Genomic DNA, 13778 nt, shown 5'->3' with positions numbered 1-13778 from the left:
TTTATTCGCGCGTGACCCGCACCAGCTCGGCGCGCGATGTGATGCCGGCCTGCACCAGCCGTTCGCCGTCCTCGCGCATGGAGCGCAGGCCGCCGCGCGCGCCGGCCTCGAAGAGCTGGCTCTCGGCGGCCTTGCCGTGGATGAGCGCTTGCACTTCGTCATTGGCCACCAGCAGTTCGAAGATGCCGGTGCGACCCTGGTAGCCGGTCTGGCCGCAGACTTCGCAGCCGGCGCCGCCGCAGGCCGTGCAGACCTTGCGCACCAGGCGTTGGGCAAGCACGCCCAGCAGCGACGAACTCAGCAGGAAAGGCTCCACGCCCATGTCCGTCAGGCGCGTGACGGCGCTGACCGAATCGTTGGTGTGCAGCGTGGCGAGCACGAGGTGGCCGGTGAGCGAAGCCTGGATGGCGATCTGCGCGGTTTCGAAATCGCGGATTTCGCCGATCATGATCACGTCCGGGTCTTGCCGAAGAATGGCGCGCAGTGCCTTCGCAAACGTGAGCTCGATCTTGGCGTTGATCTGCGTCTGGCCGACGCCCGCCAACTCGTACTCGATCGGGTCTTCCACCGTCATGATGTTGCTGCGGCTCGCATCGAGCCGCGCCAATGCGGCGTACAGCGTGGTGGTCTTGCCCGAGCCGGTAGGCCCGGTCACCAGGATGATGCCGTGCGGCTGTGCGATGAGTTTTTCGAAGCGCTCCAGCGTGTCGCCCTGCATGCCCACCGATTCGAGCGTGAGCTTCGATTCGGTCTTGTCCAGAAGGCGGAGCACGGCGCGCTCGCCATGGGCGCTTGGCAGCGTCGAAACGCGCACGTCGACCGCGCGCGTGCCGATGCGCAGCGAGATGCGTCCGTCCTGCGGCAGCCGCTTCTCGGAGATGTCGAGGTCGGCCATGATCTTCAGGCGCGAGATCAATGCCGCATGCAGCGCGCGGTTGGGCTGCACCACTTCGCGCAGCGTGCCGTCGATGCGAAAGCGCACCGACGACGTGCGCTCGTAAGGCTCGATGTGGATGTCGCTCGCGCCGTCGCGTGCCGCCTGCGTGAGCAGCGCGTTGAGCATGCGGATGATGGGTGCATCGCCCGCGCTTTCCAGCAGGTCTTCGACCGCGGGCAGCTCCTGCATCATGCGCGAGAGGTCGGCGTCGCTCTGCACCTCGCTCACCACCGCGGCGGCGCTCGATTCGCCTTGCGCGTAGGCCGCACTGATGCGCTGCGCGAGCGGGCCGTCGGCCAGCACTTCGAAGGCCTGCACGCCGTACTTGCGCGTGACCTCGCTGATCGCGCTGCGCGAGGGATGGTTCGACATCCACAGCGTGCAGCGGCCGTCGTCGGCCTCTTCGAGCAGCAGTTGCTGGCTGCGTGCGAACGCATAGGGCAGGGGGTGGCGCATGGGCGGGGTCAGCGAGGCGAGGCCGTGGGAATGATGAACGCGTGCCTCAGGGCAGTTCGCGCGAAGTGGTCGGATCGGCCGTGGGCGGCAGGGCGCCGCGCAGCGGGCTCGGGCGCAGGCTGCGCGTGTCGGCCGGCGGACGTGGCGGCGGAATGAGCTGCGTGCCCTGGATGCGCTCGCTGCTGTTATTGCTGCTGCTTGTGCGGTCGGCCGGGCGTGGCGGCGGCGCTTCGGGCAGCACCGGTGCGGAGTCCACTCCGCGCAGCATGATGTTGTCGGTGTTCGGCTGGGCGCGCTGCTGCATGCCGCGGATCTCGTCGTAGCGGTCGTACGAAAACGCTTCGGTCGAGGCGCCGTCGCGCATGACCGCGGGGCGCAGGAACATCATCAGGTTGCTTTTGGTGCGCGAGCGGATTTCGTTCTTGAACAGGTTGCCGAGCACCGGAATGTCGCCGGCCAGAGGCACCTTCTCGATCGTGTTGTTGTAGTCGTCCGAGAGCAGGCCGCCGAGCATGACGAGGCCGCCGTCTTCCACCAGCACGCTGGACTCGATCGAGCGCTTGTTGGTGGTGGGGCCGTTGGGGTTGCTGACCGTGTTCTGGTCGACCGTCGAGGTCTCCTGGAAGATGGTCATCTTCACGGTGCCGTTCTCGTTGATGGTCGGGCGCACGCGCAACGTGAGGCCGACGTCCTTGCGCTCCACCGTCGTGAATGGGTTGATGCCCACCGAGCCCGAGGTGCTCGCGTACTGGCCAGTGACGAAGGGCACGTTCTGGCCGATGACGATCTTGGCCTCTTCGTTGTCCAGCGTGAGCAGGTTGGGCGTCGAGAGCACGTTGGCGTCGCCGTCGCTGTTGAAGAAGTTCGCAATCGCGCCCAGGATGTACTGGCCGCCGATCTTGCCGGCGATGCCGAGGTTCAACCCCGATGACGGCCGCACGTTGGCGACGTCGCGGGTGGCCAGTGCCTGCGTCAGTGCCAGGATGTTGGCGCTGGCCAGGCTCGAATTGGTGCCGATGACCCCGTTGTTGCCCAGCGCGCTCTGCCACTGCACGCCGAAGTTGGCGGCCTTCTTGGCGCTGACCTCGACGATCAGCGCCTCGATCATGACCTGCGCGCGCCGGCCGTCGAGCTTGTCGATCACCGCGCGCATCTGCCGGTATTGCGGCTCGGGCGCCGTGATGATCAGCGAATTGGTCGACGGGTCGGCCTGGATCTGCCCGCCGGTCGAAGGCTGGTTGGCGTTGTTCAGCGGCGCGTTGGCGGCCGCCGAGCCGCTTTGTCCGCCGAGGCTCATCTGCTGCATGGCCTGCGGGGCGCTGGCCTGCTGCGGCTGCGCCTGGCCGCCACCGGTGGCGCCCGGCGCGCCCGTGGTGCCCGGCAACTGGTTTGCGGCCATCGCGGCGCGCAGCGTGGCCGCAAGGCGCACGGCATCGGCGTTCTTCAGGTACACCACGTAGATGTTGCCGGCAGCGCCGTTGCTGCTTTCGGCCGGCGCGCGGTCGAGCTTCTCGACCAGCGTGCGCACCAGCGCCGCACGCGCCGGATTGGCCGCGCGCAGGATGAGTGCATTGCTGCGCGGGTCTGCCAGCAGGGTGGTGCGGAACGAAGAGTCGGCCGTGCCCGGCGCGGCGGCGCCCGGTGCGCCCGAGCCGCTGCCGTCGACAAGGCGGGTGATCAGCGGCAGCATGTCGGTGGCGATCGAGTGCTTGAGCGGAATCACTTCGATGTCCGACGCATTGGGCACGTCGAGCGCCGCGATGATGCGGCTGAGCCGGCGCATGTTGTCCGCGTAGTCGGTGATCACGAGCGAGTTGTTGCCCGGGTTCACGTTGATTGTGTTGTTGGGCGGAATGAGCGGGCGCAGCACCGGCAGCAGGCTGTTGGCCGACTCGTAGTTGAGCCTGAAGATCTGCGTGACGATCTGGTTGCCGGCAACGGAGCCCGCGCTGGGCGTGGCGGTATTGACGGTCTGGGTCTGCAGCTTGGCGTCGGCCTCGGGCACCACCTTGTAGAGCCCTTCGGACTCCACCACCGCGAAGCCCTGCAGGCGCAGCGCGGAAGCGAACTGGTTGAACGCGGCGGTCGGCGCAATGGCGCGGTCGGTCACGAGATTCATCGTGCCCTTGACTCGCGGATCGACCACCACGTCGCGGCCGGTGACCACTGCCATGGTGCGCGCGACGGCTTCGATGTCGGCGTTGGCGAAGTTGAGCGTGATGGGCTCGCCCCGGCGCGGCGCATCAGGGCTGCCGGCTTGCGCTAACGCAGGCGGCACGGCCTGCAGGAAGGTGGCGGCGATCAGCATTTGCGCTGCGAGTGCAACGATGCCGAGGCGGCTGCCGTGCGAAGTCGATGGCTTCATCATGATCAACCCAGGGTGATGATCGAACGCGTGTTGTCACGCCGTCCGATGATGTTCAACAAATTGGAAAGCGCGTCTTCGCGGCCGGGCGCGGCACTGGCTTCGCCGTTGAAGCGAAAGGCCGTGCCGTTCCAGCTGCCGCTGCCGTTCAGCTGGAGGCTGCCTTCGCGCGTGCTCAGCAGCAAGCTCGGCCGGTTGCCGCCTTCGAGCGTGAGCCGGTAGCTGCCCATCGGCTTCAGAGTCGAAAGGCTCGAGGACACATCGGTGGCGTCAAGCGTGGCCTGGCCCGCGATGCGCAGCACCGGGCCGTCCCACTGCATCGACAAGGCCTTGGTGGAAAGATCGAGAGTGCCCTCGAGCCTGAGCGTGTTCCAGGGTGCGCCCAGGCCGGTCAGCAGGGTGGCGGGCCAGCGCGAGCTGCCGTCGCCCCACTGAAGCTGCATACCGCCCGCGCGCGGGCTGGCCTTGAGCTGGAGCGGCCGGGCCGCGCAGCAGGGGAGGTCGAGCACGGCGAACATGCCGTTCCAGGTAGGCCGCATGCGCCAGTTGAGAGAGCCGGGCAGCGACACCGCTTCGGCGCCGCCCGCACCGTTTGCAAGCACCACCGCCGCCGCACCGTTCCAGACCGTGCCGCGCGGGTTGACAAGCAGCAGCCGGCCCTGGCTCCAGTTCGACAGCGCCGAGGCCAGCCACCGGGCCGGTGCGAACATGGCAAGCGCGAGCAAGGCGCCGACCACGATGCCGAGCAAGGCCCAGCGCCAGCCGCGGCCCGGGGTGGGCTCTGAGAGGGAGGAGCGCGTCACCATGCGGCGGTGCTCGTGCTCAGCGGGCCGCGGGCAGCGCCATCACGAGCGTGCCCTCCCAGCGCACCTTCGGCGGTTGCGGGTCTTTGCTGCCCGCCGCTGGCGGCGCCGCGGCGGCGCGGGTCAGGTGGGCTTCGCGCGGCACCGCGTGAGCATTGCCGCGCGCCTGCGAAAGCCACTGGGCCAGGTCGTCCGGCGTGGCGCGCAGCGTGACGGTGGCGGCACCGTCGCCGCTGGCCGTGATGAGCTGCGCATTGCTGCCAAGGCTCTGGCGCACGGAAGTTTCCAGGGCGCGTAGCGCATCGTCCCGGGTCAGGCGGGGCTGGGCCTGCAGCGCCTTTGCGCGGTTCTGCAAGGTGGCCATCTGCTGCAATTGCGCGTCGAGCCGTGCGTGTTCGGCCGGCGCCGCGGCAAGCGTGCGCAGCGCGGGCGCGAGCGCAATCCACCACAGCAGGGCGAGCACGACGAGCGTCACGGCGATGGCGACCATGCGCCGTTCGCGCAACTCGAGGGAAGCCCAGCGGGCCCGGAGTTGTTCGCCGACGTTCATCGCGACGCCTCGGCTTGCACCAGCAGCAGATCGCCTTCCGCGCGCACGCTGTAGCCGCGCGGGCCCATGGCACCCGAGAGTTGCGTGAGCTCGGAAGGCTGCAGGGCCAGGCCGCGCAGACGCAGCTGGCCGGCGCTGTAGTCGACGGCGGTGGGTATGCGGCCTGGCGGAAGGTTGGTGGCGAGTGCGCCGATCATCGGTTCGAAGTCGCTGCCGGCGACATCGCCCACGGCCTGCTGCAGCGCCGCGACTTCGCGTGCCATTTGCACAGGGGCATCGACCACCAGCTTCACGGAGGGAAAGGTCTCGGTCAGCATGGTCTTGACGGCTTGGCGCTTGGCGTCGAGGGCATTGCGTTCCTTCCAGGCCCAGGCGTTGAGGCCGATCAGGTGGGTGAGCAGCAGGGCAATGACGCCCCAGCGCGCGGCGCGCCATTCGGGCGCATAGCGAAGTGTCTGGACCACCGACGCAAATTTCTTGCCGGCGCGGGCGCGGCCCGTCACGGCAAGGTCGAACTGCGCGAGCTCCCACGGCGAACGCGAGGCCTGGAGCCAGCGCTGAGGTGCCTGCACGATGGGCAGCCGACGCTCGAGCAGCTGCTCGGCGGCTTGGGCCACGGCGGGTTCGGCGCTGATGACCGCGGTGTCGAGCGGCAGGCTGCCGGACAGCGCCAGCCCGGCACCCGCGAGCGGCAGCGAGACCACGCCGTCGGCGTCGCACACCGTGAGCTGCGGCGCCTCGGCTTCGCCGGTGATCTGCAAGAGCGGCGGACCGTCGGCGGGCTGCGGCGCGAATTCAGGAACGATGCGCACCACGCGCCGCCCTGCCGACTCCAGGCCCTGCACGACAGTGCGCAGCCAGATGCGGTTGCACGCGGCCACCCAGACCGGCGCGCCGGCCTTGGCCTCGGGTTCGAGCGCAAAGTGCAGCGCCTCGGGTTCGTCGAGCAGGTGTTCTTCGAGCAGGCCGTCGAGCACGGCCCGCAGCTTCGAGGTGCTGCCCATGCTGCCCTTGGGCAAGGTGACGCGGTGCCACGAGAGCGCCGCCGCGGGAATGCCGAGCGTGACTTCCGCGCTGGCCGGAAGCAGCGCGAGCAGCGCGCGGCCATGGTCGCGCAAAGCGATGCCATCGTCGCCTGCCTGGGCCCAGTCGTACTCGCCTGCGGCGTCGGCCGGAGGGAGCGGGGCAATGAGCAACAGCGGTGTCATTTCGATTTCGGAAGGGCGGGTGATTGTAGGGGTGCGCCGAGTGCGTCAGTGCTACTTTATTTGTAGCGTGTGACGTAGATGCGACGGGCGTTAAACGATAGTTCTGCTGCAAGAAAACTGGCGGGGAAGCCGGGACTCAGGGTTTAGCCGGAGGCGCTGTCATGCCGGCCCCGCGATTGCGCCAGATCGTCTTCACCGTGACGCCGTCGCGTTGCAGCAGCGAGCGTTCTTCCACCCAGGTGCGATCGAGCCGCAGCCTGCCGTAGACCTCGAAGAACTGGGTGCTGACGCTGTGCTGGCTGGCATTGAACTGGGTGCCGCCGTTGGGGAGGGCGGTGTTGGCGTCGGCAATCTGCTTGAAGAACGAGCGGGTTCGCTTCTCGACCACCTGGCGCGCATCGCTGATGCTCAAGGACGGCAGGCTTGCGCTGATGGCCTCTGCGCTCGCGGTGTTGATGTTGAGCGGGGTCCGTATCGGCAGGACAGTCACATAAGGCTCGAGGGCGGCCGCGGTCGAGGGCGAGAGGCCGAGCCACACCAGCTGCGAGACCTCTTGCGGCATGAGCGGCGCGGCGCCGGCATCGCCGCCGCTTGCAGCATCGGTTCCGGTCGCCAGCGCGCGCACGAGCGAGGTCGTCATCACGCTGAGCTCCGAGGCTGGCAGGCCCAGGATGTTGAACAGCTTGGTGAAGGTGGCAATGCTCGCCGGCACCGGCTTGTTGCCGTCCACCAGCGACAGCACGTTGAGCTTCGATTGCGCATCGACGACGCGGCCCGACAAGAACGCGTCGGGCAGTCCTTCGAGATTGTCGCTGGCCACGTTTTTCTCAGCGGACAGAAAGCTGGTGAGCCGCGCCTCCGCCAGCGGCACGGCCCAGGGTTCGGCCAGGTGGTCGGGTCCGCCGGTGAGGGCGTCTTCACGCAGGATGAGGCGCGACCAGTCGAGCGCGCCGATCAGCACCCACGCGGCCTGCACGCGCCCGCGTTCGGCGGCCTCGACTTCGGACGAGCGCCATTGCTGCCACAGCGCCGCGGCGGAGAAGGTGGCGACCAGCATCACGGTGAGCATTGCGGCGAGCAATGCGGCGCCGCGTTGGCGGTGCGGGCGTCGGCGGCTTGCGAAGATGGGCGCGGTCATGAGCGCGGCGCTCCGACCGTGGGCTTGACCCAGTCGCGCGTGAGCGTGCCCGCGAGCCCTTCGCCGGGCGACAGGTTCAGCACCAGCCGAATGCCGTCCGGCATGGTCACGATGGCGCCTGTCGGATTGGAGGGGTTCGCCGGATTGGGCGCACCGCTCGGCAACTCGCCCGCCGGCGCCCAGGTGTTCTCACGAAAGTAGTAGAGCTGCCAGCTGGCGACCGGCATCAGCGCGACGTCTCCGGCGCCGCCTTCCTGCGCCCACGACGCGGCCAGGTTCCAGGCCTGCTGCCATTCGCCGCGCGTGGTGAAGGGCGGCGATTGCCAGCGCCGCCAGCGGGTGCCATCGGCACCGGTGCGAAGCGTCCACGCCACCACGTGCACGGCCGGCGCCGACGCATCGCTGCCGCGGCGCGTGAGCCGCAGCAGGCGGCCGTCCCAATCGATCGGCCGGGTTTGCGCAAGCGCGGTCACCGCGTCGAGGTCGGCGCTCCATTGCGCGAGCGTGGTCTGCAGCGTCAGGACCGCATCGGAGCGCTGCTGATTCTGCGTGGTGGCGCGCGACATGCCGTCGAGGCCGCGCCAGCTCACGAGCGCCAGCAGCGCCATCACGGCAATGGCCACCAGCAGTTCGATCAGGGTGAAGCCGCGGTGGCTTCGTCGGCTCACGATGCGCGGCATCATCAGAAGCGGCCCACCACGGTCGAGATGCGCAGCACCGGCGCGTTCGCTTCGTCGCGCACCTGCACGTCGACGCGCCGGAAGTTCGGGTTGAGCGTGGCGAGGGTGGAGGTGGTGACGTTGAACGAGACGCCGGCTTGCACGCAGATCGAGCCCGAATCGCCCACGGCCGGCATTTGCCGCGCGAGCCGCGCCTTGGCGAGTTCGTTCTCGGCGCACAGGTCGGCCAGCAGCAGGTCCGACTGGCGCTGCGCATTGCGCGTCAGCGACATCGTGGCCTGCGAACCGGCCGCGAGCGCCAGCGCGACGATGCCGAGCGCAATCAGCACTTCGATCAGCGTGAATCCGCCGCAGGCCGAACGCTGGCGGGTGCTCATGGCGTGGTGACGGTGAACGGCCGCAAGCCGTCGGTGGCGACGCGCAGCGAACGCGCAGGCGGGCCTTCGGAATTCAGCACGATCTGCTGCGCGGCAATGATCGGATCGGGGCCCAGCTGCACGGCGGCAACCGGTGTGCCGTTGGCCAGCGAAGCCTGGGCGCTGATGCCGCTCGCGGCCCAGCCACTGGGCAGTGCATCGGGAGGCAATCCGTCGAAGACGAAGCTGCCGCCTTCCACGAGGCGCCAACGCACCGCGACGCCGCTTGCGCGCGACTGAGCGCGCGCCGATTCGAGCAAGGCGGCCAGCCGGTCGGCCTCGCGGTCGAGCGTGGCCGCGCTGCTGTCGCGCAACGCAAAGCTGACGCCGGCCGTGGCCATCGCGATGATCGCGATCACCACGATCAGCTCGAGCAGCGTGAAGCCGCGGGTGCGGCTACTGCTACTGCCAGCTGCCGATGTCGGCATTCTTGCCCTCGCCGCCGGCCTGGCCATCGGCGCCGAGCGAGAGCACGTCGATTTCGCCCTTGATACCCGGATTCATGTATTGGTACGGATGGCCCCACGGATCGTTCGGCAGCTTCTCGACGTAGGGCTTCCAGTTCGGCGCGGCCGGGCCTGCGGTCGGGCGCACGAGCAGCGACTGCAGGCCCTGCTCGGCCGTCGGGTAGCGCTGGTTGTCGAGGCGGTAGAGCTTGAGCGCCTGCATCAGGTTGTTGATGTCGGTCTTCGCGGCGGTCACGCGGGCGTCGTCGGCCCGCTCGATCACGTTGGGCACGATCAGCGCGGCGAGCACGCCGATGATGACCAGCACCACCATCAGTTCGATCAGCGTGAAGCCGCGCTGGGCGGTGCGGGCAGCGTCGCGAAGGATTTTTTTCATAGCTTGGATGACATGTTTCGGAAAGCGCGCTGCATGATAATCCGCGGCCATGACAAGTCCCTATTCCGCCGCCCGCTGGCACGCCCCCATTGCAACCACGGGGCTCTGGGCGCTGGCGGCCGGCGCCGCGGTGTTCTGGGGATTGCGGCTCGCGAGCCCGGCTGAGCCCGTGGCCGCCGCGGCAACAATGCCGCGCGCGGCGGTTTCGGCCGATGCGGACGCGGTCGCGCGGCTGCTCGGCGCGGCTTCGGACGTGGCGCCCACGGCGCCCGAGGCTGCCAGCCGGTTTGCGCTCTCGGGCGTGGTGGCGGACCCTTTCAACCAGGGGGCCGCGCTGATTTCCATCGACGGCAAGCCGCCGCGCCCGTTCCGCGTCGGTTCGCGTGTCGGCGACAACTATGTGTTGCAGTCGGTGGGAGTGCGCGCGGCAACACTCGGCGCCAGCGCACAGGGGCCGGCGGCGTTCACGCTGCAGTTGCCGATACGGGCGCCGATCAGCGTCAGCAGCCCGGGGTTGCCGACGATGCCGGCTGCGCCTTCGCCGGCCGCCCGGCCGAACGGACTTTTCCCGGCTACGGTGCCCCCCGTGATGGCACCGCCGCCCGCCGATGCGGCTGCGCAGCAGCAAATGCCGCCGCCAGCGCCCGGGCAGCAGCCGCCCGCGCAACTCGCGCAGTAGGCGGGAGCTCGGTCAGGCCTGCAGGAACAGGCGATACGCCGGGTTCGCCGTCTCCTCGACATAGGGATAACCCAGCGTTTCGAGGAAGGCGTCGAAGGCGGCCGCATCGCCCGCAGGCACCTGCAAGCCCACCAGAATGCGCCCGTAGTCGGCGCCCTGGTTGCGGTAATGAAAGAGGCTGATGTTCCAGTTCGGCCGCATCAGGTTCAGGAACTTGAGCAGCGCGCCCGGGCGCTCGGGAAAGACGAAGCGCAGCAGCCGCTCGTCGTGGGCAAGGCCCGTGCGTCCGCCCACCAGATGCCGCAGATGCTCCTTGGCGAGCTCGTCGTGCGTGAGGTCGAGCGCGTCGAAGCCGTGGGCGATGAAAGTCTGCGCGATGGTGCTCGATTCGCCGCGCGTCGACGTCGTCAGGCCCACGAACACGTGCGCCTTGGCCGCGTCGCTGATGCGGTAGTTGAACTCGGTCACGTTGCGCGGCGCGCCGCCGGTCGAGCCGGTTTCCCGCGATTCGCCGGCCGGCATTTCGCCGACCAGTTCGCAGAAGCGGCGGAAGCTGCCGCGCTCTTCGGGAATCGTGACCGCGAACAATGCTTCGCGCTCTTCTCCGACCTCGGCACGCTCGGCCACGAAACGCAGCCGGTCGAAGTTCATGTTGGCGCCGCAAAGGATGGCCGCGTAGGTTTCGCCATGGCGGCCGTGCCCGGCCACGTACTGCTTGATGGCGGCCACGGCAAGTGCGCCCGCCGGCTCGACGATGCCGCGGGTATCGACGAACACATCCTTGATGGCTGCGCACACGGCATCGGTATCGACCGCGATGTATTCATCGACGAGGTTGCTCGCGATGCGGAAGGTTTCTTCGCCCACGAGCTTGACCGCCGTGCCGTCTGAAAACAGTCCGACGTCGGACAGGCTCACGCGTTGATGCGCCGCCACCGATTGCATCATGGCGTCGGAGTCGTTCATCTGCACACCGATCACCTTGATCTCGGGACGCACCGCCTTGATGTAGTTGGCCACGCCCGAGATGAGCCCGCCGCCGCCGATGGCCACGAAGACCGCGTCGAGCCGGCCCTGATGCTGGCGCAGGATTTCCATGGCGATGGTGCCCTGGCCCGCGATCACATCGGGATCGTCGAACGGGTGCACGAAGGTCAGGCCTTGCTGCGCCTGCAGTTCGAGCGCATGCAGATAAGCATCGGAATAGCTGTCGCCATGCAGCACGACTTCGCCACCGAAGCCGCGCACCGCATCGACCTTGAGCCTGGGTGTGGTCACCGGCATGACCACCACCGCGCGCGTGCCGAGCTTGCGCGCCCCCAGTGCCACGCCTTGCGCGTGATTTCCGGCCGATGCACAGATGACCCCACTTGCCAGCTGTTCGGCCGTGAGATGCGCCATCTTGTTGTAGGCGCCGCGCAGCTTGAAGCTGAAAACCGGTTGCTGGTCTTCGCGCTTGAGCAGCACGGTGTTGCCAAGCCTCTCGCTGAGCGCGCGCGCTTTTTCGAGCGCGGATTCGACCGCCACGTCGTAAACGCGGGCGTTCAGAATTTTTCTGAGGTAGTCCGCAGGCGTCAGCGCCGGTACAGGGGCATCGCGCACGTTGTTTTTTCCAAGGGAGTTTTTATTGATAACTGACGATGATAAGAGGCATCGGGATTGCTTGCGGATATGACACGGCCGGTCGAGTTCTTCGGGGTGAAGACACCGGTGTTGATGAAAGCGGGGGCGCCAACGGTCAGCGCTGCACCGTTCTTGTTGCTCACGCGAGCAACGGTAGCGTACAGAGCCGTGCGCTTCGACAGGTTGTGCACGTAGCCGAGAGCCAACTTGCTGGCCTTCGGATCTGCTTCTGCCGGGAGGAACGGGCTTTGGACTTCGTTGAAGTCGTACTTGACGCGCGAGTAGGAAGCGCGGATCAGGCCAGCACCAACGGCACGGTCACGCCGAGCAGGTAGCCGGTCAGATCGGTGTCAGGACGGCCGCCGGTGAACAGCGGGGTGACTTCGTAGTCAACCTTGTTCTTCGGGCGCGACACTTCACCGAACAGCTTCACGGGACCGAAGTCATACACGAAGCGCCGAGGTTCAGCGTGTTGACCTTGCGTTGGCTGACCTTGACGCTGCCTTGGTTCAGATACGACGGGTTCAGGAGCGTGGCACCGTTCCGGTCACGCGAGCTGCTCGAATAGCCGCTGATCGACGCGTCGACCACACCGAAAAGCGTGACGGACGACTGAGCCGAGGCAACACCGGCAACAGCCAGGGCAGCCAGAGCAACTGCCCTTTCGGCGCTGAAACTAGAGTGGGTGCCGTCGTATCGGGCAACCGATGCGGAAAGAAAAAAGCCCCGAGCTTTGCAGCTCGGGGCTAAATCCACCAATTGGAAGGGTGGAGGAGACAACCGGTGCGCACGGCTTCGTGCGCGATGAAATAAAGTATATCGACTGTTTGCTGCGTTGCAACAAGCGAGTGACGCTTTTCCCACACACAAATTGATGTCTCTGCGAACTTTTTCGCCGAACGTCCCGATTGGATCTGACAAAGATGGAATGCACAGTAAGTTGGACCGGCGACGCCGGCACCCGCTCGGCCATGGGTTTCGTGGCCGAAACAGGCAGCGGCCACGTTTTGACCATGGACGGTGCGCCCGATGCGTCGAAGCCTGAAAACGGGGGGCAGAACCTGGCGCCCAGGCCCATGGAAACCGTGCTCGCGGGGACGGGGGGCTGCACGGCCTACGACGTGGTATTGATATTGAAGCGAGGCCGCCATCGTGTGGAGCGCTGCAGCGTCAAGCTGACCAGCGAGCGCGCGGAAAAAGACCCCAAGGTCTTCACGAAGATCCACATGCACTTCACCGTCGCGGGCAAGGGCATTCCCGCCTCCGCCGTCGAGCGTGCGATCGCCATGAGCCACGACACCTACTGCTCGGCCAGCATCATGCTTGCGAAGACCGCCGAAATCACCACCAGCTTCGACCTGATCGAAACCTGAGGCCGCGAACCCTCAGATCCGGTGCGCCACCGTGGTCATGACCCGGGAAGCGAAGCGCATCAGGGCCTTCGCCGGTGCCGGCAACTCCGCAGCGCCGGCATCGAGGGCCTGAGCGGCGTGCCGCGCTTCGTCGACTTTCATCTGCTCGACGACGGCCCGTGAGGCGCTGTCGGCGGGCGGAAGGCGGCCCAGATGGTTTTCCAGATGGGTTTCCACCTGGCGTTCGGTTTCCGCGACGAATCCCAGGCTGAGCGGATCCCCCAGGCGCCCGGCCACCAGTCCCAGGCTGAACGCGCCTGCATACCAGAGCGGGTTCAAGACCGAGGGACGGGCACCCAGTTCGTCCAGGCGCTGGCGCGTCCACGCCAGATGATCTGTTTCTTCGTGAGAGGCCTCGAGCAATCGAGCACGGAGGGCCGGATCGCGCGCCACGGCGGCCTGCGCCGTGTAAAGCGCCTGTGCGCACACCTCGCCGACGTGGTTCACGCGCATCAGCGCGCCGGCCTCGCGTCGTTCCGATTCAGTCATTTCACCCGGCATCTGGGTGGGCGATGGCATGGCCCGGGTGGGATGGGAGCGGGCAAAAAGAGTACGCAATGCCGCATCCGCCGCGGTCAGAACGGGATCGAGCGAGAAGGTCATGGATCTATTTGAACCCATGCGGAAAAGACGGAGCCCGGCACCCGTTCCATTTCACATGGTGAGTT

At 67.5% G+C, this 13778-nt stretch carries 14 protein-coding genes and 1 pseudogene; 2 read left to right on the top strand and 13 right to left on the bottom strand.

The window, feature by feature from the left end; all coding sequences use genetic code 11:
• Position 1 precedes the first annotated feature (1 nt).
• From QFZ42_RS19870 to gspG, 10 genes are all read right to left on the bottom strand, one after another.
• Complete coding sequence (locus QFZ42_RS19870; RefSeq protein WP_307702609.1) at positions 2-1393, bottom strand: GspE/PulE family protein; 1392 nt, start codon at positions 1391-1393, stop codon at positions 2-4.
• Between the two features lie 46 nt (positions 1394-1439).
• The gene (gspD, locus tag QFZ42_RS19865; RefSeq protein ID WP_307702608.1) at positions 1440-3761 is read right to left on the bottom strand and encodes a type II secretion system secretin GspD; all 2322 of its coding nucleotides are present in this window, start codon (positions 3759-3761) and stop codon (positions 1440-1442) included.
• A gap of 2 nt (positions 3762-3763) precedes the next feature.
• The gene (gene gspN, locus QFZ42_RS19860; protein WP_307702607.1) at positions 3764-4564 is read right to left on the bottom strand and encodes a type II secretion system protein N; all 801 of its coding nucleotides are present in this window, start codon (positions 4562-4564) and stop codon (positions 3764-3766) included.
• Between the two features lie 16 nt (positions 4565-4580).
• Complete coding sequence (gspM, locus tag QFZ42_RS19855; RefSeq protein ID WP_307702606.1) at positions 4581-5111, bottom strand: type II secretion system protein GspM; 531 nt, start codon at positions 5109-5111, stop codon at positions 4581-4583.
• A complete protein-coding gene (gspL, locus tag QFZ42_RS19850) occupies positions 5108-6319 on the bottom strand; it encodes a type II secretion system protein GspL (RefSeq protein ID WP_307702605.1) in 1212 nt (403 codons plus the stop codon). The genes gspM and gspL overlap by 4 nt, the downstream gene beginning before the upstream one ends.
• A gap of 136 nt (positions 6320-6455) precedes the next feature.
• Positions 6456-7457 carry a type II secretion system minor pseudopilin GspK gene (gspK, locus tag QFZ42_RS19845; protein ID WP_307702604.1) on the bottom strand — a complete coding sequence of 334 codons (1002 nt, stop codon included), beginning with the start codon at positions 7455-7457 and terminating at the stop codon, positions 6456-6458.
• Positions 7454-8137 carry a PulJ/GspJ family protein gene (locus QFZ42_RS19840; protein WP_373423399.1) on the bottom strand — a complete coding sequence of 228 codons (684 nt, stop codon included), beginning with the start codon at positions 8135-8137 and terminating at the stop codon, positions 7454-7456. Before QFZ42_RS19840 ends, gspK begins: the two co-directional genes overlap by 4 nt.
• Before the next feature lie 2 nt (positions 8138-8139).
• Positions 8140-8514 carry a type II secretion system minor pseudopilin GspI gene (gene gspI, locus QFZ42_RS19835; RefSeq protein WP_307702602.1) on the bottom strand — a complete coding sequence of 125 codons (375 nt, stop codon included), beginning with the start codon at positions 8512-8514 and terminating at the stop codon, positions 8140-8142.
• The gene (locus QFZ42_RS19830) at positions 8511-8981 is read right to left on the bottom strand and encodes a pilus assembly FimT family protein (protein WP_307702601.1); all 471 of its coding nucleotides are present in this window, start codon (positions 8979-8981) and stop codon (positions 8511-8513) included. The genes gspI and QFZ42_RS19830 overlap by 4 nt, the downstream gene beginning before the upstream one ends.
• Positions 8956-9396 (bottom strand): type II secretion system major pseudopilin GspG, encoded by a 441-nt coding sequence (gene gspG, locus QFZ42_RS19825; protein ID WP_307702600.1) that lies wholly within the window; start codon positions 9394-9396, stop codon positions 8956-8958. The genes QFZ42_RS19830 and gspG overlap by 26 nt, the downstream gene beginning before the upstream one ends.
• 49 nt (positions 9397-9445) lie before the next feature.
• Here gspG and QFZ42_RS19820 point away from each other — a divergent pair, with 49 nt between their 5' ends.
• A complete protein-coding gene (locus QFZ42_RS19820; protein WP_307702599.1) occupies positions 9446-10075 on the top strand; it encodes a type II secretion system protein N in 630 nt (209 codons plus the stop codon).
• 12 nt (positions 10076-10087) lie between these two features.
• Here QFZ42_RS19820 and ilvA read toward each other — a convergent pair whose 3' ends face one another.
• Positions 10088-11677, bottom strand: coding sequence for a threonine ammonia-lyase, biosynthetic (ilvA, locus tag QFZ42_RS19815; protein ID WP_307702598.1), 1590 nt, complete (start codon positions 11675-11677; stop codon positions 10088-10090).
• A 77-nt stretch (positions 11678-11754) separates the two neighbouring features.
• Positions 11755-12292: pseudogene (locus tag QFZ42_RS19810) on the bottom strand (porin); the annotation flags it as partial.
• 329 nt (positions 12293-12621) lie between these two features.
• Here QFZ42_RS19810 and QFZ42_RS19805 point away from each other — a divergent pair.
• Complete coding sequence (locus tag QFZ42_RS19805; RefSeq protein ID WP_307702597.1) at positions 12622-13071, top strand: OsmC family protein; 450 nt, start codon at positions 12622-12624, stop codon at positions 13069-13071.
• 12 nt (positions 13072-13083) lie between these two features.
• Here the strand turns inward: QFZ42_RS19805 and coq7 are convergent, their stop codons facing one another.
• Positions 13084-13713 carry a 2-polyprenyl-3-methyl-6-methoxy-1,4-benzoquinone monooxygenase gene (gene coq7, locus QFZ42_RS19800; RefSeq protein WP_307702596.1) on the bottom strand — a complete coding sequence of 210 codons (630 nt, stop codon included), beginning with the start codon at positions 13711-13713 and terminating at the stop codon, positions 13084-13086.
• Between the last annotated feature and the right edge of the window lie 65 nt (positions 13714-13778).

The sequence above is a fragment of the Variovorax paradoxus genome (genome assembly GCF_030815855.1).
Classification (GTDB): domain Bacteria; phylum Pseudomonadota; class Gammaproteobacteria; order Burkholderiales; family Burkholderiaceae_C; genus Variovorax; species Variovorax paradoxus_M.
Note: the sequence above shows the minus strand (reverse complement) of the source record. Positions and strands in the feature narration are given on the sequence as shown.

Coding starts and splice junctions, on each gene's coding strand:
- QFZ42_RS19870 (WP_307702609.1), bottom strand. CDS start 1,393: ATGCGCCACCCCCTGCCCTATGCGTTCGCACGCAGCCAGCAACTGCTG.
- gspD (WP_307702608.1), bottom strand. CDS start 3,761: ATGATGAAGCCATCGACTTCGCACGGCAGCCGCCTCGGCATCGTTGCA.
- gspN (WP_307702607.1), bottom strand. CDS start 4,564: ATGGTGACGCGCTCCTCCCTCTCAGAGCCCACCCCGGGCCGCGGCTGG.
- gspM (WP_307702606.1), bottom strand. CDS start 5,111: ATGAACGTCGGCGAACAACTCCGGGCCCGCTGGGCTTCCCTCGAGTTG.
- gspL (WP_307702605.1), bottom strand. CDS start 6,319: ATGACACCGCTGTTGCTCATTGCCCCGCTCCCTCCGGCCGACGCCGCA.
- gspK (WP_307702604.1), bottom strand. CDS start 7,457: ATGACCGCGCCCATCTTCGCAAGCCGCCGACGCCCGCACCGCCAACGC.
- QFZ42_RS19840 (WP_373423399.1), bottom strand. CDS start 8,137: ATGCCGCGCATCGTGAGCCGACGAAGCCACCGCGGCTTCACCCTGATC.
- gspI (WP_307702602.1), bottom strand. CDS start 8,514: ATGAGCACCCGCCAGCGTTCGGCCTGCGGCGGATTCACGCTGATCGAA.
- QFZ42_RS19830 (WP_307702601.1), bottom strand. CDS start 8,981: ATGCCGACATCGGCAGCTGGCAGTAGCAGTAGCCGCACCCGCGGCTTC.
- gspG (WP_307702600.1), bottom strand. CDS start 9,396: ATGAAAAAAATCCTTCGCGACGCTGCCCGCACCGCCCAGCGCGGCTTC.
- QFZ42_RS19820 (WP_307702599.1), top strand. CDS start 9,446: ATGACAAGTCCCTATTCCGCCGCCCGCTGGCACGCCCCCATTGCAACC.
- QFZ42_RS19805 (WP_307702597.1), top strand. CDS start 12,622: ATGGAATGCACAGTAAGTTGGACCGGCGACGCCGGCACCCGCTCGGCC.
- coq7 (WP_307702596.1), bottom strand. CDS start 13,713: ATGACCTTCTCGCTCGATCCCGTTCTGACCGCGGCGGATGCGGCATTG.